The following is a 23,665-nucleotide window of genomic DNA, read 5'->3' on the forward strand; positions in this document are numbered from 1 at the left end:
AGCATATTGAATACAGTGTGTTTAGCATAATGTTACAGACTATTGTATTCATTTGAGGCACCAGTGACCAGACTGTAACACCGGATATTCACAGCCGGAAAGGGAAAATTCCGGTACACTATTTTAATCAAGAAGTTAATAGCGTGATGAATATGAATAATCCACAACAAAAATTCGATATGGTTATCGTGGGTGCCGGGATGATTGGTGCGGCAACGGCATTGGGATTGGCGCAGGAAGGCTGGCGTGTCGCTCTGTTGGAACATCAGCCGCCACAACCCTATTGTGCAGAAAGCGAACCGGATATTCGTATTTCTGCCATTAGTCGGGCATCCGTGGATTTACTGAAGCAATTGGGTGCTTGGGAACATGTTGTGCAGATGCGTAGCGCACCTTATCGGAAGCTGGAGACATGGGAACAGAATGATTCCAATGTGATTTTTGATGCAGTAAGTCTCGGCCTGCCTGAACTTGGGTACATGGTAGAAAACCGTATTCTGCAACTGGCTTTGTGGCAGGAGTTTGAACGGTATCCTAACCTGACACTGTTTTGCCCCGCAGAGCTGAAATCGATGCAGCGTCATGGTGACCATAAAACATGGCAGCTTGAATTGACTGATGGTACGGAATTAAACACTCGTTTGATTATCGGTGCTGATGGCGCCCGTTCTCAGGTTCGGCAATTAGCGGGAATTGGCAGCAGGGGATGGCAATATCGTCAGTCGTGTATGTTGATAACTGTTAAAACGGAACAACCTCAGCAGGACATAACATGGCAGCAATTTTTTCCTTCTGGTCCCAGAGCCTTTCTGCCGTTATTCGACCAGTGGGCATCGCTGGTGTGGTATGACTCTCCCGCCCGCATTCGTCAGTTACAGGCGATGTCAATGACACAGCTTGAGCGGGAAATATTTCAGGCATTTCCGGCCCGTTTGGGTAAAGTGACTCCGATTGCTGCTGGTTCATTTCCTCTGGCCCGCCATCATGCCAGTGATTATGTACGTGAAGGGCTGGTTTTGCTGGGGGATGCAGCTCATACAATTAACCCACTGGCAGGGCAGGGTGTCAATCTGGGCTATCGGGATGTAGATGCTTTACTCAATGTATTGATTGATGCCAAAGAATCACTGGAAGAGTGGGATTCCCTGACTGTACTGATGCGTTATCAACGCCGCAGGATGCCGGATAATTTGGTCATGCAGGCGGGAATGGATCTTTTTCACACTGCATTCAGCCATGATCTGCCGGGATTGAAAACTATGCGTAATCTGGCCTTGATGGCAGCGCAGCGCTCAGGCGCACTGAAAAAACTGGCGCTGAAATATGCGCTGGGGGGGTGATTACTGTTTTTTAGCAAATATTTTTGAGGGTAGGAGCTGTTTTTTAATACTTTTACCCTTAGATATGTTTTCTACTGAGCACTTCATAAACAGGGTTAGATGTGTCAATTTTAGGCTGGTCATCAAACAAAGATGGAGACTATAAAGCGGTAAGCTGGAGATATTTTTTGGCACAAAAACAAAAAAAAACCACCAAAAGGTGGTTATCAGTTCAGTCAACGTTTTGAAAATTTGGCTGGGGTACCAGGATTCGAACCTGGGAATGCCGGAATCAGAATCCGGTGCCTTACCGCTTGGCGATACCCCAACTGAATTTAAAATGGTGGCTACGACGGGATTCGAACCTGTGACCCCAGCATTATGAGTGCTGTGCTCTAACCAGCTGAGCTACGTAGCCATTTACGTTAACCGTAAATTTTATGAAAACCTTCAGGAGAATGGCTGGGGTACCTGGATTCGAACCAGGGTATGCCAGGATCAAAACCTGGTGCCTTACCGCTTGGCGATACCCCACCTGAATATTTTCATTTTAAACCTTGTTTTATTAACGGTTATCTATTTCTTAGCAATTATCGTTTTCAGAAATATGGCTGGGGTACCTGGATTCGAACCAGGGTATGCCAGGATCAAAACCTGGTGCCTTACCGCTTGGCGATACCCCACCTGAAAAACAACACACTAAAACTTAAAACAACCTTAGCAAAACTCGATTTAAGTGCAACCGAAGAAGAAATGGTGCGGGAGGCGAGACTTGAACTCGCACACCTTGCGGCGCCAGAACCTAAATCTGGTGCGTCTACCAATTTCGCCACTCCCGCAAAGATGGTGGCTACGACGGGAATCGAACCTGTGACCCCAGCATTATGAGTGCTGTGCTCTAACCAGCTGAGCTACGTAGCCATCTTTTTTCGCTTTGCCTTCATCGGCGGTGCGGGGCGCATTATGCGTATATCAGACAGATGCGTCAACTGCTTTTTTAAAAAAATATGCATAAAATCGCTTGTTTGTTTGCCCTGTAATCATCTTGATGATAAAAGCAGCTAATGTGGCGGATTATCCTCCAAGAAGGTGTTGTAACAGCAGACCATTGAGCATAGCTCGCTTCGTTAAGGCGAATGCGCCTATTGCAGAACAGTGATTTAATTCGGAAACCACGATAGGCAGGTCTTCACGGAAGTTTTTTAAAGTCTGAGTGTTGATGCAATTTTGAATAGCGGTAAGCAGAGCCTGCTCTGCTTCAGTGATATCACCGGCAATAACAACTTTCTGTGGGTTAAAGAAGTTAATGGCAATGGCGATGGCTTTACCGAGGTTATGCCCTGCCTGCCTGATCACTTCGACTGCCAGAGAGTCACCCTGATTAGCCGCGCGACATATGTCATGGATGCTGCATTTATCCAATGTCAGCTTACTTGGAAACCCCTGCTGTAATTGGTGCTGTATTTTAGCTTCTATGGCCGGATTGGATGCGATCGTCTCCAGACAACCAAAATTACCGCAATGGCAACGCTCACCCAGTGGTTCAATTTGGATATGGCCTATCTCTCCCAGATTGCCACGTTTATTGAGCAAGATATTATTTTTGATAATAACGCCAGCACCTACACCACGATGAACACGTACAAGAAGAGAGTCTTCACAATCGCGAGTGGCTCCGAAATAGTTTTCTGCCAGCGCCAAGCTGCGGATGTCGTGCCCGATAAAACATGAAATATTGAAGTGATTGCGCAGGTTTTGCACTAATGGCCAGTTATCGACTTTAATATGTGGCATATAGCGGATAATGCCATTATGGGGATCAACTAATCCGGGGACAATAATGGAGATCGCGATCAGCTCGCGGTTACGCCGCTGATTTCTGCTGATAAAGTCTTCAATCACGGAGATAATCCGTTGTTCGACTTCTTGCTGGCTATTTTCCAGAACAGGATGTTGCTCTTCAGCCAATTGTCTGGCGCTCATATCAAATAACGCAATCGTCGCATCCCGACGGCCTAGCCGAACACCAATGGTATGAAAATGGCTGGTTTCTGTGACGATGGAAATAGCGCGACGTCCGCCAGTAGATGCTTGCTGATCAACTTCTTTAATCAAACCACGCTCAATTAACTGACGAGTAATTTTTGTCACACTGGCCGGAGCAAGTTGGCTCTCTTCCGCAATTTGTATACGGGATATTGGCCCGAGTTGGTCTATCAACCGATAGACCACGGCGCTATTGAGCTGTTTGACCAGCTCAATATTCGCGATTTGTTTTTGTGTATTATGGTTGTTCATCAGGCACTATGCTCGATAGTTCAGCTTCATTTCCTTTGTTGTTATTGTCATTAACGATATTTCCGTTAACTATGGTTTTACAGATTTTGAAATCATGAGTGAATGCTGTCAGGTTTGCTACTTTACCCGGCTCAATCGTTCCAAGATGTTTATCGACACCGATAGCTTTAGCTGGGTAAAGGGTTGCCATGCGCAGTGTTTCATCTAAAGCGATACCAACTTTTTCGACACTATTCCTGACACACTCAATCATTGTGGCTGAAGAGCCACTTAATGTGCCATTCTCATCGACACATAACCCGTTACGATAATATATTGTTTTATTGGCGAAGGTGAATTGTTCTATATTACTGTCTTCATCCAGCCCGGCAGGGACAATGGCATCTGTCACAAGCACTAATTTTTCATTTTTCAGACGCTTGGCGCTACGAATGTTGGGCCAGGCAACATGCATTCCGTCACAAATAATACCGGCATAGACTTCAGTAGTATCATAAATTGCGCTGATTAACCCCGGCTGTCGGCCAGAAATGGCCGGCATGGCATTGTATAAATGAGTGGAGAAGGTAATACCATTTTGGAATCCCCGTCGCGCCTCTTCATAGGTTGCGTTGGAATGACCCGCGGAAACAACAATGCCCGCTTCAGTTAACTGGTGAATGTAATGATTTTCTACCATCTCAGGAGCAAGAGTAATTTTCTTGATCACATCGGCATTAATACACAAATAATTGACCATTTCCGGTGTTGGTTTGCGTATATAGGCAGCATTATGTGTGCCTTTTTTTACCGGATTGATGTAAGGCCCTTCCAGATGTAAACCAATCGCCTGATTGGGGTTGTTAGCCAGATAGATACGCATTACTTCAATGGCTTTGATCATCAGCTCATCAGGGCTAGTGATAAGCGTTGGCAGAAAACTGGTACAGCCGTATCGCTGATTGGTTTTCTGCATGATATGCAGTGTCCCTTCCGTAATATCTTCCATGCGGTCATTATACTGGCCCCCGCCACAACCGTTGACTTGCAGGTCAATAAACCCGGGAGAGAGGTTTGCACCCTGTAAGTCATGCTGTTCAATGCCTGCCGGTAACTCATTTTCCGGACAAATATGCTTGATTATCCCACCTTCAATAATAACAGCATATTCACTGAGCCTGTCGTGTCCGGTGTAGATAATACAGTTGGTTAAAGCGTACATTCTGGACTCCTAAATGCCTGAACCTAAATGCCTGAATAAGTATTAACTGGCGAATTCACTCAGAATATCAGCCTCTATCTGGCGAAAATATTTTACGGTTTTTACTCTTAACTCCATTGTTGCAGCTTCATCACACGCAATAATTGTTTTTGGGTGTATCTGTAGACAGCTTACTGTCCACATATGGTTAACATTACCTTCAATAGCAGCTTGTAGAGCCAGTGCTTTTTGAGTTCCGGTTACGAGAATAATGATCTCTTCAGCATCCATTAACGTACCCACACCAATAGTTAACGCATATTGGGGGACTGATTCCACGTTATTATCGAAAAAACGGGAATTGGCAGTTCGTGTTTCCAGAGTCAGCGTCTTAATTCGTGTACGGGAAGAGAGAGAAGACGCGGGTTCGTTAAATGCAATATGACCGTCGTTACCTACACCGCCCATAAACAGATGAATTTTGCCATACGCTTTAATTCTATTCTCATAGCGTAAGCATTCAGCTTCGATATCTGTCGCATTCCCATTGAGTAAGTTGATGTTTTCTTTTTTAATATCAATATGATTGAAGAGATTCTGATACATGAAAGTGTGGTAACTCTGGGGGTGATCCTCAGGAATGCCAACATATTCATCCATATTAAAGGTTACAACATTTCTGAAACTAACTTTTCCTGCCTGATATAGAGAAATTAGTTCTTTGTAAGTTGCTAATGGTGTACTGCCTGTAGGCAGGCCGAGAACAAAAGGGCGTTCTGCTGTTGGTTTGAATTCATTGATTTTTCTAACAATATAGTGAGCAGACCATCGACCTACATCACTTGCATTTGTTAGGGGGAGCAGCCTCATGATGACCTCTTCAAAAAATTATTCATTTATTAAATTAAAATTATACGGACAGTGGTAGGGCAAAAGCTGCCTATCATACCTGTTCTTTACAGCGGTTCTACCGGACACACACGCGATAATGTTATTTTTTATAATAAAATAAGTTTTTGATTAAGGCCATATTTAGCTCAAAAATATATCAATTTAAGTGATTTTTATCACACATACGAATGATTTAATTTGCGATGAAAAATAAATTTCTTAGACTTAAAATTATTCAACAACAAATAGATGAAGATGTTATTACATCATTCATTAAACAAAAGACTCCATTCATGGGGCTTTAAGGGGGCGTGAGTGAACATTTTAACTTACTTACAACAGATTGGTCGGGCATTAATGGTGCCTGTTGCAACATTGCCTGCTGCGGCGATATTACTCGGGATTGGATATTGGATTGATCCGACCGGTTGGGGAGCTGACAATAAAATGGCAGCTTTGTTTATCTCATCCGGTAAGGCTATTCTTGACAACATGGCAATATTATTTGCAATTGGTATTGCTTATGGTATGTCAAAAGATAAAGACGGAGCTGCTGCACTGACCGGATTAGTCGGGTTTATGGTTGTTATGAAACTATGTTCGCCCGAAGCCATCGCGATGATTGAAGGTATTCCGGTTGCTGATGTGCCAGTGGCATTCAATAAAATTAATAACCAGTTTATTGGTATTTTAATAGGGGTTATTTCAGCTGAGCTTTATAACCGCTACAGTAATGTTGAATTACCTCTGGCACTGTCTTTTTTCAGTGGACGCCGTTTGGTACCGATCCTGAATTCTTTTTTAATGATTCTACTTTCTTTTATCCTGATATTTGTCTGGCCTGTCATTTATGATTGGCTGGTGGTATTTGGTGAAAGTATTACCAGCCTCGGATCTGTAGGGGCGGGGCTTTATGCATTCTTTAATCGTCTGCTAATACCCTTAGGCTTGCACCATGCGTTGAACTCAGTTTTCTGGTTTGATGTGGCGGGTATTAATGACATTCCTAACTTCCTGGGAGGAGGAAAATCTATTGCTGAAGGAACGGCTATTCCGGGTATTACCGGGCGTTATCAGGCTGGTTTCTTCCCCATCATGATGTTTGGGTTACCGGGAGCGGCATTGGCGATATACCACTGCGCCCGTCCTGAGAATAAAGCAATGGTTGGCGGTATCATGTTGGCGGGAGCATTTGCTGCATTCTTTACTGGTATAACTGAGCCACTTGAATTCTCTTTCATGTTTGTGGCACCTGTGCTTTATTTTCTGCATGCCATTATGACGGGTATTTCAGTTTATATTGCAGCGGCGATGCATTGGATTGCCGGTTTTGGTTTCAGCGCCGGCTTTATTGATCTTTTCCTCTCCTCACGCAACCCGTTAGCTGTTCACTGGTACATGCTGATCCCACAAGGGTTAGTATTTTTCTGTATCTATTATGTTGTATTTCGTTTCACTATCAAAAAATTCAACCTGATGACATTAGGCCGTGAGCTACCTTCTGCCGCGGGAACTGATGCTGATATGAAATTGAATGCTGGTGGCAAAAACGATATTCAGGAAGAAGCATATAACTATGTTGCTGCGATAGGTGGATCGGCCAATTTAATCAATATTGACTCTTGTATCACCCGTTTGCGTTTATCCGTGAAAGATTCCAGTTTAGTTAATGAACGAGTCACTAAACGTCTTGGGGCTTCTGGTGTTATTCGCCTGAATAAAGGAAGTGTTCAGATTATTGTTGGTATGCGTGCTGAACTGATTGCTAGCGCCATGAAAGATGTCATTGCTAAAGGCCCGATTGCCGCTGCGACAGAAAATGATATTCCAGAGTCTGATACTCCGGTAGAAAAAAAGAGTACGCAGGAAAATAAAGAAATTCTGACTTTGCTAGCGCCTGTAGCGGGTGAGTTAGTCAAGCTGGAAGATGTACCGGATGAAGCTTTCTCCAGTAAATTAGTGGGTGATGGTATTGCAATTAATCCGACCTCGGAAACAGTCTTCTCACCCGTTACAGGTACGGTGGTAAAGATATTTGATACTAACCATGCGTTATGTATTGAGGCGGATAATGGTGCTGAAGTTATTGTCCATATGGGCATTGATACTGTTTCTCTGGGCGGCCGTGGGTTTGAATGTCTGGTGAAAGAAGGCATGAAAGTCAAAACAGGAACGGCGTTACTGAAATTAGACCTTGATTATTTGAATTCTCATGCCAAATCAATGATAAGCCCAGTTATTATCAGCAATATCGATAACTATTCAGGAATCCGACTGATTGCAAAAGAGGGAGTTATTGCCACAGGAGAAGATTTATTTCAGATATATAAATAATTAATAACCTACCTCATAATTTTTATCTCATAAATATTTTTTAGTATTACCTGTATGCAGCAATGCATGCAGGTAATGTCAGAATACTTTTTTTTACTTTTAACCCCTAGAAATAGGTAAATTATTTCTAGGGGAGCGAGTTAAAATCATATAATTCTAAATATAGAATTATAGTTCCTCTCTTCAAGTTTCTAAAAAACGAAAAATATATCATTAATTATTTTTGGTAAGATATTTATTATTACGATGTGTCTGGAATGTGGAAATATAAAATTAAATATATGATGATTATTTTTTATATTCACGAGAGGTATTTGTTATTGTCATTTTTTCGATAAGGAATAATTGAATGTGGGTATTTTACAATAATTTTTGTTTTTTATTTTATTTGTGATTTACCTCAATTTTTTTATAAAAAATATCCTTTAATTTTATTTGGCTTAGGTTGAGTTTATTTTAATGATTTATATTTCCCGTCCGTTTTATAAACATTTTAGATCAAAGTCTAATGCACTTAAATTATCTCTGATAGAGAGATTAAACTGTGTTCGTTGATAAGATAACCAAGTGAAATAAATATAAGTAGGTGGAAATTATGAGTTTATCTATTTCAGAAGGAAAAATGGAAAAGTATTTAAAGAGTTGGGATGATAATGGTTATATCATCATAGAGTCGGCAGTAAGCAAAGAACAAGTTCAAAAAACTGTCGATGCTATATTTTATTTTTTGGAAATGGATAAGAGTAACCAGAGTGATTTTTATAACATGGAGATTCGCTCTCGTTCAGGAATTGATGAAATGGGGCGGATTCCTTTTTATCATCATCAGGCTTTGTGGGATAATCGTCAGAATCAAATCATTTACTCTGTATATGAAAAGATTTTTGGTACCTCAGATTTACTGGTTAGTGTTGACAGGGTAAATATGAATCCTCCAGTTAACGAAAACTGGAAATATGAAGGTTTTATTCATTGGGATATTGATGTTTCTAAACGCCCACTGGAAAGAAAAATACAGGGTCTTTTGAGCTTAACTGATGATAATGGTAATTCTGGTGGTTTCCAGTGTGTTCCCGGTTTTCATAAAGTTATCTATGAATGGCTATCAAAACAGCCAGCGGGATATAACAGTAGATTTCCTGATACAACAGGAATGAATATTAAATCAATTCCATTGAAAGCAGGGGATTATGTCATTTTTGACAGTGCACTGCCTCACGGGAATATACCTAATACTTCGAATGAGCCAAGATTAGCTCAATATTTTTGCTTATTTCCACGAACAGATATTACAGAACAACAAGTTGCCGAGAGAATTGTAGCTTATAAAAAAGGCTTGCCGACGACATCTATAACAGGGAAAGCCTTTCCGGTTAAAAAAGCACATCAACAAGAGACATCTCAGATACACTTAACAGATTTGGGTAAATTATTATTGGGATTTTAGTACATTATACCTTAAGGTATCATTATGGAGACAAAAAATCATCGCATAGAGGATGATGCTATTGATGTTTCAATTATTCTTCCTCGCTATAATGAAAATTATTCTGTTATTGAAAAAACTATCCAGCGTATCCGAAACATTCAGGAGAAGTTGAAGGTACAAATAATTATAGTCAACGATTCAGATAAAAATAATTTTCATGACCAAGATGTTGTAAAAATAAAGAAAAATTATCCTGATGTTCTGGTGATCTCTAACTGTGGCAACTATGGAAAAGGCTATAGCATTAGAAGAGGCGTCGATTTAGCAAAAGGGAAATATATTTTTTATACAGATATTGATTTTCCTATAAAAGAAAGTGATTTTTTTATTGCATACAGGAGGATTGAAGTTTCAAATGTTGACTTGGTTATTGGAGAGCGCTTTTCAAAGAATAAATCAAAAGCAAATTCATATAGGAAGATAACTAGTAAAATATTTTTAAAAATAGTCAACTTACTATTGAATTGCAAAGTTTCTGATTCTCAATGTCCATTTAAAATGTTGAAATCTGATGTGGCAAAAGAAGTGTTTTCTAAGCAGAAGATTAATGGATACGCATTTGATGCTGAAATTATTTATCTGACAAATAGGTTATCTAAGAAATTAGATCAGTTCCCAGTGGCCTGGGAGGATACAAGAGAGAACTGGAGTCTGGCGAGGACGTTAATTAACTATAGCATAATGATATTTGGCATTTTTTCCATTAAGATTTATTGGGTTATAAACGATCCGGAGATAATCTGAAGTGATTAATTAGCAGATGCTGTGATATTGATTTATCCTAATGAAATAGGTCTGATGATTTATTGTAATTCCTATGTTTTATTATAAATGATTGGGATGGTTTACAGTGTTTGTTTTTTATTATCGGAGGGGTAATGGGGATTTATAATATAAAGGCTATTTTATTTGATATGGATGGGACTTTGGTTCAATCTTTATCGGAAGTTGAAATGATTTGGTCTAAATGGTGCGAAATGCAGAATGTGCCTATCCAACATGTATTGGAGATATGTCATGGTGTTCGTTCCAGAGATGTTATTTTGTCTATTGCCCCACATTTGAATGTGGAAGAACAGGTTCAATTATTGGATGATTTAGAAGTTCAACATTCAGGTTCAGCACAAGCTTTATTTGGTGCAAAAGAATTTTTACTTTCTTTAAATGATTGCCCTTGGGCTGTAGTCACTTCAGCCAGCCAGAGAGTTGCATATCATAGAATGAATGTTTGTGGTCTTAAAATACCGGATCTCATCGTGGGTTCTGATGATGTACAGGACGGGAAACCGCATCCTGCTCCCTACCTCATGGCAGCTGAACGTTTGGGAATGAAAGCCAAAGACTGTTTAGTTTTTGAAGATTCATATGCAGGAATACAAAGTGCATTAGCAGCAGGTTGTGAGGTCATACAAATCGGGGGACAAGAGAAAATACACTCTTCAGTTCTCGAAGTAATTAAGCACTGGGATGAAATTAAAATTGATAAAAGAGGAATGAATGCTTTTGAAATTAAAATTAATTCATAAGGATGAATTAATGTTTTTATGACTCTATACCCTATGGATTTCGAGTTGCATCGCGGCGGCAAAGGAGAAAGTCCCCTGAGCATGGATAACTATGCGACTGGGGTGAGCGAGTGCAGCCAACAAAGAGGCAGCTTGAAAGATGACGGGTATATACACAACGGATTTCAAGATGAAGTGTATAACCCTGTGTGATTAAGTATAGCGTGGGTTTTTATATAAACATTATGGTTGAGATGGATTATGAATAATGTGATTGCAACTAGAGCTGTTTTCTTAGCTGCTGGTATGGGAATTGCGGCATGGGCTCCTTTGATACCCTTGGTAAAAAATTTTTTAAATATTGATTCAGGAGAGCTGGGTGTTTTATTGTTTTTTCTGGGTCTTGGGTCAATTGTATCCATGCCTGTTACAGGATTTCTGACTACTTTATTTGGTTGTCGTAAGGTTATTATAATTTCAGGAATTTTTGCTATTGTTTCTTTACCGCTTCTAATATTATCTTCGAGTGTTACCCAGCTTGGAATTATGCTTTTTATCTTTGGGGCATCCATTGGTACAGTGGATGTTGCAATGAATATCCAGGCTGTAGAAGTGGAAAAAAATACAAAGAGAAACTTGATGTCAGGCTTCCATGGGTTTTTCAGTTTGGGAGGGATTCTGGGTGCGGCTGGCGTATCGATATTACTTTATATGAACTTTTCTGCTCTTGTCGCATGTCTGGTTATATCTTTTATATTATCGTTGTTATTTATTTTTTCTTTCTCCGGGCTTATAAATAATCACGATAATAATAAAGAAAGAAAGGATAAAGGTTTCTTTTTTCCGAAAGGCATTGTTATCTTGGCGAGCTTTCTTTGTTTTCTAATGGGGATCATTGAAGGTTCAGTTATTGACTGGGGCGGCGTTTTTTTGGTTAATGAACGTAATGTTGATATTGCATTTAATGGATTTGGCTATGCTGCATTTGCAGCAGCGATGACGACAGGACGGTTTTTAGGGGATCGAGTTATATCTAATATAGGGCGTGGGAAAGTCTTTTTTGCAGGGACATTTAGTATTTTTATCGGTTTCTTTATTGTTGTTAGTGTAAGTTCTTTCTATCTATATATGATAGGTTTTTTCTTTATAGGATTAGGTGCATCAAATATTGTTCCGATATTATGCTCTATATCGGGAACTCAAACAGTTATGCTCCCCGGTCATGCAATAGCTTCAATTGTTACATTTGGCTACTTTGGAATAATGATTGGGCCTGCGTTAATCGGGTTTATTGCTCAGAGTTTTAGTCTTGAAACAGCATTTTATTTATTATCTGTTGGTGCATTAATTATGTTAGTTAACTCAAGGTTTATAAAAAATAATTAATTTGTTTTTATATAAATAAACTTATCTCTTGTAATAATATTAAGGTGTGATTTTATGAAATTCCCACAATGGCCTGATTTTGCCGAAAAAACATTAAAAGATATTCAGCAGCCACTGTTATCCGGTGAAGTTAATTACTGGACCGGAAAAAAAGGCATGGAATTTGAAAATAAATTTGCCGACTGGATTGGCGCAGAAATGGCAATCTCCTGTAATTCAGGCACCTCTGCTGTGAATATTGCTGTGGGGGCATTAAATATCGGCCCCGGTGATGAAGTTATTGTTCCTTCATACACCTTTATTGCTACTTCCTTTGCTGTATTACAGTGCGGTGCTATTCCTGTATTTTGCGATACGACGGAAGAACACACTATCGACCCTGATAAAATAGAAGCTCTGATTACCGAGCGCACAAAAGCCATTATCGTTGTACATCTTTATGGTGTTGTCTGCGATATGGATGCAATTCTTGCTGTTGCCCGCAGACATAATCTCAAAGTAATAGAAGACAGCGCGCAATGTCTCGGTGGAAAGTATAAGGGGAAATCTGTTGGAACGATTGGTGATGTTGGCACATTCAGTTTCTGTCAGTCCAAGCATTTTACCACCGGTGGTGAAGGTGGCATGGTTGTGACCAATAATCCTGAAATCGGTTGGGAATGCCGTGCCTATCGTGATCACGGGTTTGATGTGAAAAGGAAGTTTGACTTACTTGCTTTGGAAGAGGTGTCATGGCATGTGCATAATCGCATTGGCTATAATTACCGTATGACTGAAATTCAGTCGATCATCGGGATTAATGAGCTGGAGCGGTTTGATGACTGGAATATGCATAACCGTAAACAATACGCGAAAATCTATGACGCAAAATTTGCCGAAATCGATTTAATTCATAGCCTGCCACTGAATAATGAAGACAGGCAAAACGGATATTGGCTATATCCTATCGTGTTTGATCTTGCCAAACTGGATTGCACAGCTGAAATCATTTTGCGTGATTTGAAAAAAATCGGTGTGCCTGCGTTTAAAATCCAGTGGCCGGAAGCCTATGGTGAACGGGTCTTCAAAGAGCTACGTGGTTTTGGCTCTGCCAATTTTCCTTTCCATTCCAGTGAGTACACATCGCCTGAATCGGTCAATTATTGCGATGTTGTGTGTGAAACAGCCCGTTCTTTATTGCCCCGAACAATCAGCTTGTATTTGCATCCTAGCTGGAATGAAGAGCATATCGTTTATTGTGCAGATCAATTAATCGCAGTGCTGGAAAGTCATCGTATCCGCTGATCTTACTTACCTCTCTTATAGAAAATGACAGGCCTTTACTCAGAATGGCCTGTCGTTATCCTTTTTTCAGCAAGACTTTCTTTTTTTCCTCTATTTCCCACTAACTAAGTGTTGTTTCTCGGTTCAGCTTAATAGATTATAGAGCGTTATATTGAAGCGCTTTTTGCATTGAGGAATAAAACGATGAGTGAGGCAGATACTCGCCCGACAAACTTTATTCGTCAGATTATTGACGAAGATTTGGCAACTGGTAAACATACTTCCGTACATACCCGTTTCCCGCCTGAACCTAACGGCTATCTGCATATTGGTCATGCAAAGTCGATCTGCCTGAATTTCGGCATTGCGCAAGACTATCAGGGGCAATGCAACCTGCGTTTTGACGATACGAACCCGGTTAAAGAAGATATTGAATACGTTGAGTCAATCAAGCAAGACGTACAATGGCTGGGTTTCCAGTGGAGTGGTGATATCCGTTATTCTTCTGATTACTTTGACCAGCTGCATCAATACGCCATTGAGTTAATCAATAAAGGTCTGGCGTATGTGGATGAGCTAAGTCCTGATGAGATCCGCGAATATCGTGGTACGTTGAAAGAGCCGGGTAAAAACAGCCCGTACCGTGATCGTAGTGTGGAAGAAAACCTTGCTTTGTTCGAGAAAATGCGGGCGGGCGAGTTTGCAGAAGGTAAAGCGTGTCTGCGGGCCAAAATTGATATGGCTTCTCCTTTTATGGTCATGCGCGATCCGGTTCTGTATCGTATCAAATTTGCAGAACACCATCAGTCTGGTAATAAATGGTGCATCTATCCGATGTACGATTTTACCCACTGTATTTCCGATGCGCTGGAAGGGATTACACACTCTATTTGTACACTAGAGTTTCAGGATAACCGCCGCCTGTATGACTGGGTATTGGATAACATCACAATTGACTGCCACCCTCGTCAGTATGAATTTTCCCGCCTGAATTTGGAATACGCAATAATGTCCAAGCGTAAACTTAATTTACTGGTGGCTGAAAATATTGTTGATGGCTGGGATGATCCACGCATGCCAACCATTTCCGGCTTACGCCGTCGTGGCTATTCTGCTGCGTCAATCCGTGAATTCTGCCGCCGTATTGGTGTGACTAAGCAGGATAACAATGTTGAAATGGCTGCGCTGGAATCCTGTATCCGCGATGATCTGAATGAACATGCTCCACGTGCTATGGCCGTTCTTGATCCGGTGAAACTGGTTATTGAGAATATGCCGGAAGGTGAAGTTATTCTGACTATGCCTAACCATCCGAACAAGCCGGAGATGGGCAGCCGTGAAGTGCCTTTCAGCCGTGAACTTTATATTGACCGGGCTGATTTCCGTGAAGAAGCTAACCGTCAGTATAAGCGTCTGGTTATGGGTAAAGAAGTGCGTTTGCGTAACGCTTATGTGGTTAAAGCTGAGCGTGTTGAGAAAGACGCAGAAGGCAACATCACCACGATTTACTGTCATTACGACGAGCAGACTCTGAATAAAGATCCGGCTGATGGCCGCAAAGTGAAGGGTGTTATTCATTGGGTAAGTGCAGTACATGCCGCGCCAGCTGAATTCTACCTGTATGATCGTCTGTTCAGTGTGCCAAATCCGGGTGCGGCAGAGGATTTCCTGTCCACGTTTAATACCGAGTCATTAGTGGTACGTAAAGGTTTTGTTGAGCCAGGTCTGGTCAATGCCATGCCGGAAAAAACTTACCAGTTTGAACGTGAAGGATACTTCTGTGCTGATAGCAAACTTTCAACGGCTGAACACTTAGTGTTTAACCGCACTGTAGGTCTGCGTGATACCTGGGCGAAAATCTCTAAAGAGTAATATCAGCTAAGAACACATACCTGATAGATGTCTAGTTATATCGAGATGGTATGTGAATGGCAGATTCTCGGTAACGAATTTGCCTAGTTAAAAGCTGGTTTTTGGTGAGAGGCTTCGACCTCTCACCAATCTTTAGCAGAATGGGTAACGGTATACCTTGTACATTGCAATTAGAATAGGGTTCTATTAAGAAATAATAATTTTTCAAAATATCATGGTCATATGGAGTTAATATGCATGGATTAGCTACATCGCGAGATTGGGTATATAGAGCACCTGAAACAAGGAAAGTCGAAAGAATAGAGGCTTATTTTTTAAATCACGGTTATGACCCTCATAGACATGATACCTATGCAATTGGGAAGACCTTGTTTGGAGTCCAGAGTTTTCACTATCGTGGTAAGATGCAACACAGTCTTCCTGGCAATACTATGGTATTACACCCTGATGAAGTTCATGATGGCGAGTCTGGAACGAGTGCTGGCTTCCACTATCAAATGATATATATCGAACCATCAATGATACAAGAAATAATAAAAGGAAAACCATTACCATTTATAAAAAATGGCATCACCAGTGATCCCAATATTTTTAGGGCAACGAATGCTATTTTACAAAATATGGATTGCAGAATAGATCCTTTGGAAGAAGATGATGCTCTTTATGATTTAGCTGTCTCATTAGTTGAAGCAAGTGGATCTGCTTTAAATAAAAAAAGAAATTTTGATTATTTTGCTGCGGAAAAAGCAAGAGAGTATATTCACTCAAATTTAGATAAAAATATCACACTAGGTGAGCTTGAACATAACGTAAATCGTGATCGCTGGAGTCTTTCGAGAGATTTTAGGTTATTATTCGGAACAAGCCCTCATCGTTATATGACAATGCGCAGGTTAGATATAGTAAAATCCTGCTTAATTGTTGGAGATTCTATTACTGATGCTGCGTTGATAGCAGGCTTTTTCGATCAAAGCCATATGGCAAGACATTTCACAAAAACGTTTGGCTTAACACCAGCACACTGGAGAAATATAAACAGAAATAATCACCATAAAAACTTTATATGTTAATACAAACGATATGACGAAGTGCCTCCACCTTCAAATGTAAAATAAATAATTCCAAGTAGAATGTTTTATTATCACCGAAAGGTGAAATCTATTTTTCGCATTATTTAAAGATGGAGGAAATGACGAGCGTGTCTTATATTAAGTTAATGCCAGCAAAAAAATCATAAGCCATAAAAATGGCAACAATAGCCAGCATAGTACCCATTACTTTATTTAGATGATTAAGCCATGAGGTATTTTTTATCTGTTTGCCAATAATTTCGCCAAAAAATGCATAAAGCCCTGGCGCGCCAGCTCCACCAATTGAAATCAGTACCGATACTAAAAATATCATTGGTCCTGTAATATGAGCAGCAGGAAACATAATCGTAGTGACAGGTAAGACGACAAGTGCACCCTTGGGATTTAATGCCTGAATTAAAAAACCATTCCAAAATGTAAGAGTTTTATCAGGTGTCGCTATTACCTCTTTCTTATCTAACTGCATATTAGATGTTACCATTTTAAATGAAAGATAAAATGTATATAAGGATCCAAGTAATGAAATATAGGGAAGATGTTTATGAGAGATAATAGCTTCTCCTGCATACCCTAAAAATATAAATAATATAAGCATTGCACAGCCTACACCAATAAAAAATCCAATCGTTTTTTTAAATTGACCGGTTAAACCAGAGTTCATGCCCATAAAGTTAACAGGGCCGGGGCTATACATTACGCCAAGGGTATAAAGAAATATTTCCATACAATCGCTCTAAATAAATTTTAAATTTTTATAATCTTGAAATAGACCGCTATCCAATCAACATTGAATCATTTGTGAAGAGATAATCCTTTTATTGCTTTATCTACCGATTTCTTTGGACCATGCACAGCGAGGCCGACTAAATTCATGTTATCCGCATTTTCAGCTAAAAAAATTTCTCGGTTCGCTGCATCGTGATTTGTTGAAAACATAGTATAGACGTAAGGAACTAGAAGGAGAGACCGCTCCAAGCCTTTCCTATGAACACGTTGAAGTTCATCAAGATCAGCACCAAAAATAAGCATAGGTTGACCACACATACTTCCATATTTATAGCCAGAAGAGTCAATATAGGGGGTACCTATAACCTCCGATGCAGATGAGGCAATGCCTGTTGCGAGGAATGCAACCACATTCATTTTTTGCCAGATATGTAAGTCATCCCGCACTATGAAAGCAATTTTCGTATCAAACATTTTAAGTCATTCTCCATACGTTGTTATGTGAACAATATATTTAATTAACGGCAGCATATTTGTCTTGTACGTTTGTGCATGGATGCATACCACACCTGATGAATATTAAAAATGCGTGGTTCCAAAGAGAGATTAAGTATGATTTTCATCACTTTTTTTATATACAAAAGAATCGTAATGAAAATTAAGCCCTTCTACCAAGATTAAAAATTGCCTTATAGTCACATGTTGTGTAGGGTTATTTTGTGTTGATGCCATGTCATTTAAATCGTGTTATTGAAGCCATATTGCTTAAATGATGTTGTTCATAACATGTTGTTTAAACGCATTTTAATATGTCAGAAACAGCCTTTTGTTCTGGGCGAAAAAATAAACTCGGACGAGGTCATTATTAATGAAAAGCATTAAATTACATACTTTGGCAGCATTTCTCATGGCGGCAGGGTTCACTGCGGGTGCTTGTGCAGAAAATATTCGTACGGAAATGACATCACAGCAGGTAGTGGATTCACTTAGCAAATTAAATGTGAATTTCAGTATCGTAGACAATCAGGCCGGAGCACATGGGACTAATTGCGCCATTTTAGGTGCAGACTGGGCAGCGTGTAATCGGGTTAATATCATATTGACCAATGGTGATCAGAATATTGATTCCGCGGATTGGTCACTCTATTTCCACAGTATCCGCCAAATCCTCAGAATTGATCATGAGCAATATAAAATCACTCACATCACAGGGGATCTGCATAGGCTGGAACCGACTGAAAAATTCAGGGGCATCAGAGCGAATGAAAAAATCATACTGCCAATTATTGGAGGATACTGGCAGGTTTATAGCACTGATTTTATGCCACGCTGGTATGCCACATCCGGTGATGCCATCCCTAAGGTATTGGTAAATACGGATACTGAAGATCTGAGCGCATTTTTATCTCCTTTTCAGGGAGAGCAGTGGAAACGCACCACAACGGATCATAATATCCTGATGACACCTGAAAACCGTTTTGAGAAAAATCGGCAGATGGTGCTAATTAGTGAAGATAAATTACGTGGGAAGATTATTCCGACACCTAAAAAGGTGACGATTCACTCACAGGATGTCAATTTGTCCCGCGGAGTAAAACTGGAACTGGGAGGATTGAGCGGCCAATCAGTCAGGGTGATTCGGGATCGTTTTGCTGCTCACAAGATTAAATTAACCGATAACGGTTACCTGATTACAACGCAAATAAATGCTGACAAATTTTCGGGTGACTCGCGGGTGAAAGGTGCTTATTCGCTGGATATCACCCCCAAGGGAGCACATATAGTTGCTTTTGATCAGTCCGGCGTGTTTTATGGGCTGCAATCGCTGTTTTCCCTGATCCCGGCTGATGGTGTACCGAAAATTGCCACACTAACAGCACAAGATGCACCCCGGTTTGAGTATCGTGGCACGTTCCTTGATGTCGGGCGTAATTTCCATAGTAAAGAAGCTGTATTGCGCCTGTTGGATCAAATGGCTGCTTATAAGCTGAATAAATTCCATTTCCATTTAAGTGATGATGAAGGCTGGCGTCTGGAAATTCCCGGTTTACCCGAGCTAACAGAAATCGGCAGTAAACGCTGTCATGATTTAAGTGAGACAAAGTGCCTGCTACCACAGTTAGGCTCAGGGCCGGATAGCAATAATATGGGAAGCGGTTACTTCAGCCGTCAGGATTACATTGATATTCTGGAATATGCCAAAGCCCGTCAGATAGAGGTGATCCCGGAGATTGATATTCCGGCTCATGCCCGTGCAGCGGTGGTGTCAATGGAAGCCCGTTATAAGAAACTGATGGCAGAAGGAAAAGAGCAGGCAGCTAATGAATATCGTCTGCTCGATCCAACAGATACCTCAAATACAACATCTTCACAATTTTATGATCGCCATAGCTATCTGAATCCATGTATGGACTCTTCCAAACGTTTTATTGACAAAGTTATCAGTGAAATTGCCGACATGCATAAAGAAGCCGGCTCACCGCTGACAACATGGCACTATGGGGGAGATGAAGCGAAAAATATTCGTTTAGGTGCGGGATATCAGGATAAAGATGGCCCGATTGAGCCGGGTAAAGGGATCATCAATAAAAAAATTGAAGATAAGCCGTGGGCAAAATCTCAGGCTTGCCAAAAAATAATTGAGAAGGGGATTATCAAAGATGTTGATGAACTGTCCAGTTATTTTGCGGTTGAAGTCAGTAAAATCGTTAATAAACATGGCATTGATACGATGCAATCATGGCAGGACGGACTGAAACATGCGAAATCAGCAAAAGACTTTGCTACACGACATGTCGCGGTAAACTTCTGGGATACGCTTTATTCGGGCGGCGCGGATTCTGTTAATGACTGGACCAATAAAGGCTATCAGGTCATTATTTCCAGTCCTGATTATGTTTATCTGGATATGCCCTACGAGGTCAATCCGAAAGAGCGGGGTTACTACTGGGCTTCCCGTTTTAATGATGAAGCGAAAATCTTCAGTTTTGCACCCAATAATATGCCACAAAATGCTGAAACTTCGTTGGATATCAACGGAAACCATTTTAATGCAAACAGCGGTAAACGGTGGCCGGGAGCATATGGGTTGTCAGGGCTGTCATGGAGTGAGACTGTGCGCACTGATGAGCAGATGGAATATATGATTTATCCGCGCTTATTACCGTTGGCGGAACGGGCATGGCATCAGGCTGAGTGGGAGCAGAATTACCAGCAGGGAAGGGAATATAAAGGCGGAATTACACGGTATGTAGACACCGATAAGCTTAATAAGGACTGGCTGCATTTTGCTAATCTGGTGGGACAGCGCGAAATGGCTAAACTGGATAAAGCTGATATTGCGTACCGCCTGCCGATACCCGGTGCAAGAATTATCTCCGGGACACTGGAAGCGAATATCGCCTTGCCGGGTCTGACTATTCAGTATTCATTAGATGATGGAAAAACATGGGAAACTTATGATGACAGACAGCGGCCGCATGTTAATGGTCATGTGAAAATTCGTTCTGTCAACACTGACGGCAAGCGTTTCAGCCGGGTGGAAGAGGTATCCTCTGAATAATCTTACAGTTGCTCCTTAATAGGATATTCAAAAGCAACCTGCCGATTAGTCTTAGCTAATCGGCAGTAGCTTCTCTGACAGGATCAGACACTAGAAGTAGCAGTAAATGCTGACTCCTTATCGTGCTTTCTCATCATGTAACGAACCGTCTTTGCGACAATCGCCCGTAGTGCAGTGACCATACAGGTATAGACTATGATTTGACAGCTTGATTCCATAACGTGTTGCGATATCTTTCTGACGTTCTTCAATGGATTCATCGCTGAATTCAATCACTTTACCGCAGTCGAGACATATTAGATGGTCATGGTGATGTTGTTGAGTGAGTTCGAAAACCGATTTACCGCCTTCAAAATTGTGGCGTGTAACAATGCCTGCATCATCGAACTGGTTCAACACGCGATAGACAGTGGCGAGGCCAATCTCTTCACCGATATCAATCAGTTTTTTGTAGAGATCCTCCGCACTGACATGATGGCATTCTGGGTCCTGTAGCACTTCCAGAATTTTCAGGCGAGGAAGTGTTACTTTAAGTCCAGCATTTTTCAATGCTTTATTGTTGTCGGTCATGCGGATTCAGTCCTGTAGCTTGAGTTTAGTGAACTTAACAATACATACCCATCGTTTTTCAAATCGCCTTTTTTTTGGCTGTACTCATTGATTTCTGTCACATAGTGACCTATGTTTCGGAGGATGAGTACCCTTGCCATCGTGATGCGACTCAAAATCCATAAGTTATGGGTGTTATTGTGAGAGAATCATGATTTAGTTTCACGTTGTAGATTATAGGCATGGATATTGAAAATGAAAACCATGCCTATCGCGTTATCATGACACATTATTCAGGAATTATCCTGTGCAAAAGACGTTTCTTATGTCTATCAGACGCCAGAACAATTTTATGCGCCAAGGATTTCTGACAGGCTCATTTCAGCCGTGATCTGTTTTACCCAAGTTTCAACACGTTCATCAGTCAGTTCTGGCTGGCGATCTTCATCAATGGTGAGCCCAATGAAGTGTTTATCGTCTGCCATTCCTTTTGATTCTTCATGGTGATACCCTTCGATTGGCCAGTGACCAACGATAATTGCACCACGAGGTTCGATGACATCGCGAATGGTGCCCATGGCATCACAGAAATACTCTGCATAATCTTCCTGATCACCGCAGCCGAACAAGGCAACCAATTTTCCTTCAAAATTGATTTCTTCCAGTGTCGGGAGAAAGTCATCCCAGTCACATTGAGTTTCGCCGTAATACCAGGTTGGAATGCCTAGCAGCAGGATATCGAAAGCTTCAAGATCTTCTTTGCTGCTTTTGGCAATATCGTGGACTTCCGCAACATCAGCACCGCCCAGTTTTTCTTGGATCATTTTGGCAATGTTCTCTGTGTTGCCAGTGTCGCTGCCGAAGAATATACCTATTATTGCCATAAAGTGGATTAACCTCTTGTTTTATGTGTAGTTAAGTTATACACGTCACGCTGAAATCAGCAGGAGAAAAATATCAGTTTTAATAAACGAAAAAACTTTATTTTGACCAAACATCAGTGACAAGTCTGTCAGATTTGTGTGGTAGCGCCGTATCACGCTGTTGAATTAAAGCCGTTAATTGGTAAGGTTATTTTCTGTTGCTAACTGAGCCAGCAACATCTGTTCAATCAATTCACTGCGGCTGATATTGCGCTGTTTTGCCAGATGATTCAGTGCATCGACAGCTTCTTCATTAAGTTTTAGCTCCACCCGGCGAAGTCCTTTGACTTTATCCCGGCGCAGCTGATTACGTTTATTGATCCTAAGCTGTTCATCTCTGGACAGCGGACTTGTTTTAGGTCGCCCAGGCCTGCGTTCATCTGCGAACAAATCCAGTGTGGTGCGATCAGTTTGTTCTTTTGCCATAAATTCAATTGATAAAGGGCGTGTACCAATAATATAGCCGGCAATGATACCTTAGCTGGGCGCGTGTCGCTACTGGTTGATAGGAGAGATTATCAGGATTGGGTATAACAATAGTGGTTAATAAAGTATCAGTGGTTAATAAAGTATCGTGAAACAGATAAAGCAGAAAAGGAACCATTTGTACTGATTAAGGTCATTCCCTTAATCAGTACATGGATACCGGGGTTACGGCATAAAAACCTTTCGTATCATATAGGTAAAAGAATCAAGACGTTGCTGCCATGCAAAATCAGGTTCCATGATTTGCCTGCCGATGGAACCATCAACGGTGATCATCAGCCAGGAAGCGGCCTGTTCAGCATTAATCTGTTTATCAATTTCTCCATTTTCAATGCCTTTGCTGATTAGCCGGGTTAAATGTTCGCGGACTTTTTTTTCATTTTCGATAAATATCTTATTAATAGCCGGATTCCGGCTGGCCTCAGCAATAATTTCGATACTGAGCCGGGCATAGCCGGGTTCGTTATAGAGCTCTACCAGCTTTGCTAACAACTTTTCGATAGTCACGGTCACTGAATTTTCATCATAACAGGCAGCCAGAATTTCATCGTAGTCATGGCTATCTTCTTCTGCAATAGCTTCAATAATGGCATTTTTGGTCGGGTAATAATGAAACAGGTTTCCGGGACTCATACCAGCCGTTTTGCAAATTTCTGCTGTCGATGTTGCATGAAATCCTTTTTCGATAAAACAGGAGATGGCTGCATCAAGAATATGCTTACGTTTTTCCCGCTGTTTTTCGGTCTGTTTTTTCACCTTATATTCCTCCAAAGGCTGGGTACAGAATCAGA

The 23,665-nt window shown here is 40.9% G+C and carries 19 protein-coding genes and 6 tRNA genes; 10 read left to right on the forward strand and 15 right to left on the reverse strand.

The window, feature by feature from the left end; all coding sequences use genetic code 11:
* The first annotated feature begins 152 nt into the window (after window positions 1–152).
* Window positions 153–1,340 (forward strand): 3-demethoxyubiquinol 3-hydroxylase, encoded by a 1,188-nt coding sequence (ubiF, locus tag AACS90_RS03370; RefSeq protein ID WP_099121737.1) that lies wholly within the window; start codon window positions 153–155, stop codon window positions 1,338–1,340.
* Between the two features lie 232 nt (window positions 1,341–1,572).
* Here ubiF and AACS90_RS03375 read toward each other — a convergent pair.
* The 9 genes from AACS90_RS03375 to nagB form a co-directional block, all read right to left on the reverse strand.
* Window positions 1,573–1,647 (reverse strand) — tRNA-Gln (locus tag AACS90_RS03375).
* 13 nt (window positions 1,648–1,660) lie between these two features.
* Window positions 1,661–1,737, reverse strand: a tRNA-Met gene (locus AACS90_RS03380).
* A 41-nt stretch (window positions 1,738–1,778) separates the two neighbouring features.
* Window positions 1,779–1,853, reverse strand: a tRNA-Gln gene (locus tag AACS90_RS03385).
* 74 nt (window positions 1,854–1,927) lie between these two features.
* Window positions 1,928–2,002: transfer RNA gene (locus tag AACS90_RS03390), tRNA-Gln, on the reverse strand.
* A 71-nt stretch (window positions 2,003–2,073) separates the two neighbouring features.
* Window positions 2,074–2,158 (reverse strand) — tRNA-Leu (locus AACS90_RS03395).
* 5 nt (window positions 2,159–2,163) lie between these two features.
* Window positions 2,164–2,240, reverse strand: a tRNA-Met gene (locus AACS90_RS03400).
* Window positions 2,241–2,393: 153 nt separating this feature from the next.
* Window positions 2,394–3,617: a DNA-binding transcriptional regulator NagC gene (gene nagC, locus AACS90_RS03405; protein WP_099121699.1), complete on the reverse strand. Its 1,224-nt coding sequence runs from the start codon at window positions 3,615–3,617 to the stop codon at window positions 2,394–2,396.
* Window positions 3,604–4,818 carry an N-acetylglucosamine-6-phosphate deacetylase gene (gene nagA, locus AACS90_RS03410; RefSeq protein ID WP_099121700.1) on the reverse strand — a complete coding sequence of 405 codons (1,215 nt, stop codon included), beginning with the start codon at window positions 4,816–4,818 and terminating at the stop codon, window positions 3,604–3,606. The genes nagC and nagA overlap by 14 nt, the downstream gene beginning before the upstream one ends.
* A 42-nt stretch (window positions 4,819–4,860) precedes the next feature.
* Window positions 4,861–5,667 carry a glucosamine-6-phosphate deaminase gene (gene nagB / locus AACS90_RS03415; protein WP_099121701.1) on the reverse strand — a complete coding sequence of 269 codons (807 nt, stop codon included), beginning with the start codon at window positions 5,665–5,667 and terminating at the stop codon, window positions 4,861–4,863.
* 336 nt (window positions 5,668–6,003) lie between these two features.
* Between nagB and nagE the strand changes: the two genes are divergently transcribed.
* From nagE to AACS90_RS03455, 8 genes are all read left to right on the forward strand, one after another.
* Window positions 6,004–8,022, forward strand: coding sequence for an N-acetylglucosamine-specific PTS transporter subunit IIBC (nagE, locus tag AACS90_RS03420; RefSeq protein ID WP_099121702.1), 2,019 nt, complete (start codon window positions 6,004–6,006; stop codon window positions 8,020–8,022).
* A 595-nt stretch (window positions 8,023–8,617) separates the two neighbouring features.
* Window positions 8,618–9,469, forward strand: a complete 852-nt coding sequence (locus tag AACS90_RS03425) for a phytanoyl-CoA dioxygenase family protein (RefSeq protein WP_099121703.1) — start codon at window positions 8,618–8,620, stop codon at window positions 9,467–9,469.
* Window positions 9,470–9,493: 24 nt separating this feature from the next.
* Window positions 9,494–10,255 (forward strand): glycosyltransferase, encoded by a 762-nt coding sequence (locus tag AACS90_RS03430; protein WP_099121704.1) that lies wholly within the window; start codon window positions 9,494–9,496, stop codon window positions 10,253–10,255.
* A 134-nt stretch (window positions 10,256–10,389) separates the two neighbouring features.
* A complete protein-coding gene (locus AACS90_RS03435; RefSeq protein ID WP_099121705.1) occupies window positions 10,390–11,037 on the forward strand; it encodes an HAD-IA family hydrolase in 648 nt (215 codons plus the stop codon).
* A 240-nt stretch (window positions 11,038–11,277) separates the two neighbouring features.
* The gene (locus AACS90_RS03440) at window positions 11,278–12,402 is read left to right on the forward strand and encodes an MFS transporter (RefSeq protein WP_099121706.1); all 1,125 of its coding nucleotides are present in this window, start codon (window positions 11,278–11,280) and stop codon (window positions 12,400–12,402) included.
* 54 nt (window positions 12,403–12,456) lie between these two features.
* Complete coding sequence (locus AACS90_RS03445) at window positions 12,457–13,686, forward strand: DegT/DnrJ/EryC1/StrS family aminotransferase (protein WP_099121707.1); 1,230 nt, start codon at window positions 12,457–12,459, stop codon at window positions 13,684–13,686.
* Window positions 13,687–13,869: 183 nt separating this feature from the next.
* Window positions 13,870–15,537 carry a glutamine--tRNA ligase gene (gene glnS / locus AACS90_RS03450; protein ID WP_099121708.1) on the forward strand — a complete coding sequence of 556 codons (1,668 nt, stop codon included), beginning with the start codon at window positions 13,870–13,872 and terminating at the stop codon, window positions 15,535–15,537.
* A 233-nt stretch (window positions 15,538–15,770) separates the two neighbouring features.
* Window positions 15,771–16,607: an AraC family transcriptional regulator gene (locus AACS90_RS03455; RefSeq protein WP_099121709.1), complete on the forward strand. Its 837-nt coding sequence runs from the start codon at window positions 15,771–15,773 to the stop codon at window positions 16,605–16,607.
* A gap of 133 nt (window positions 16,608–16,740) precedes the next feature.
* Here the strand turns inward: AACS90_RS03455 and AACS90_RS03460 are convergent, their stop codons facing one another.
* Window positions 16,741–17,352, reverse strand: coding sequence for a LysE family translocator (locus AACS90_RS03460; protein WP_099121710.1), 612 nt, complete (start codon window positions 17,350–17,352; stop codon window positions 16,741–16,743).
* 68 nt (window positions 17,353–17,420) lie between these two features.
* Window positions 17,421–17,828: a DUF2000 domain-containing protein gene (locus AACS90_RS03465; protein WP_099121711.1), complete on the reverse strand. Its 408-nt coding sequence runs from the start codon at window positions 17,826–17,828 to the stop codon at window positions 17,421–17,423.
* A 394-nt stretch (window positions 17,829–18,222) separates the two neighbouring features.
* Here AACS90_RS03465 and AACS90_RS03470 point away from each other — a divergent pair, with 394 nt between their 5' ends.
* The gene (locus AACS90_RS03470; RefSeq protein ID WP_099121712.1) at window positions 18,223–20,916 is read left to right on the forward strand and encodes a beta-N-acetylhexosaminidase; all 2,694 of its coding nucleotides are present in this window, start codon (window positions 18,223–18,225) and stop codon (window positions 20,914–20,916) included.
* Window positions 20,917–21,033: 117 nt separating this feature from the next.
* Here the strand turns inward: AACS90_RS03470 and fur are convergent, their stop codons facing one another.
* The 4 genes from fur to AACS90_RS03490 all read right to left on the reverse strand — a co-directional run bounded on the left by fur (window position 21,034) and on the right by AACS90_RS03490 (window position 23,630).
* Window positions 21,034–21,486: a ferric iron uptake transcriptional regulator gene (gene fur, locus AACS90_RS03475; protein ID WP_099111135.1), complete on the reverse strand. Its 453-nt coding sequence runs from the start codon at window positions 21,484–21,486 to the stop codon at window positions 21,034–21,036.
* 329 nt (window positions 21,487–21,815) lie between these two features.
* Complete coding sequence (gene fldA / locus AACS90_RS03480; protein WP_086956021.1) at window positions 21,816–22,349, reverse strand: flavodoxin FldA; 534 nt, start codon at window positions 22,347–22,349, stop codon at window positions 21,816–21,818.
* A gap of 174 nt (window positions 22,350–22,523) precedes the next feature.
* Window positions 22,524–22,814, reverse strand: a complete 291-nt coding sequence (ybfE, locus tag AACS90_RS03485; protein ID WP_099121713.1) for a LexA regulated protein — start codon at window positions 22,812–22,814, stop codon at window positions 22,524–22,526.
* Between the two features lie 225 nt (window positions 22,815–23,039).
* Window positions 23,040–23,630, reverse strand: a complete 591-nt coding sequence (locus AACS90_RS03490; RefSeq protein ID WP_099121714.1) for a TetR/AcrR family transcriptional regulator — start codon at window positions 23,628–23,630, stop codon at window positions 23,040–23,042.
* Window positions 23,631–23,665: the final 35 nt, after the last annotated feature.

The sequence above is a fragment of the Xenorhabdus sp. KK7.4 genome (assembly GCF_963876465.1).
GTDB lineage: Bacteria > Pseudomonadota > Gammaproteobacteria > Enterobacterales > Enterobacteriaceae > Xenorhabdus > Xenorhabdus stockiae.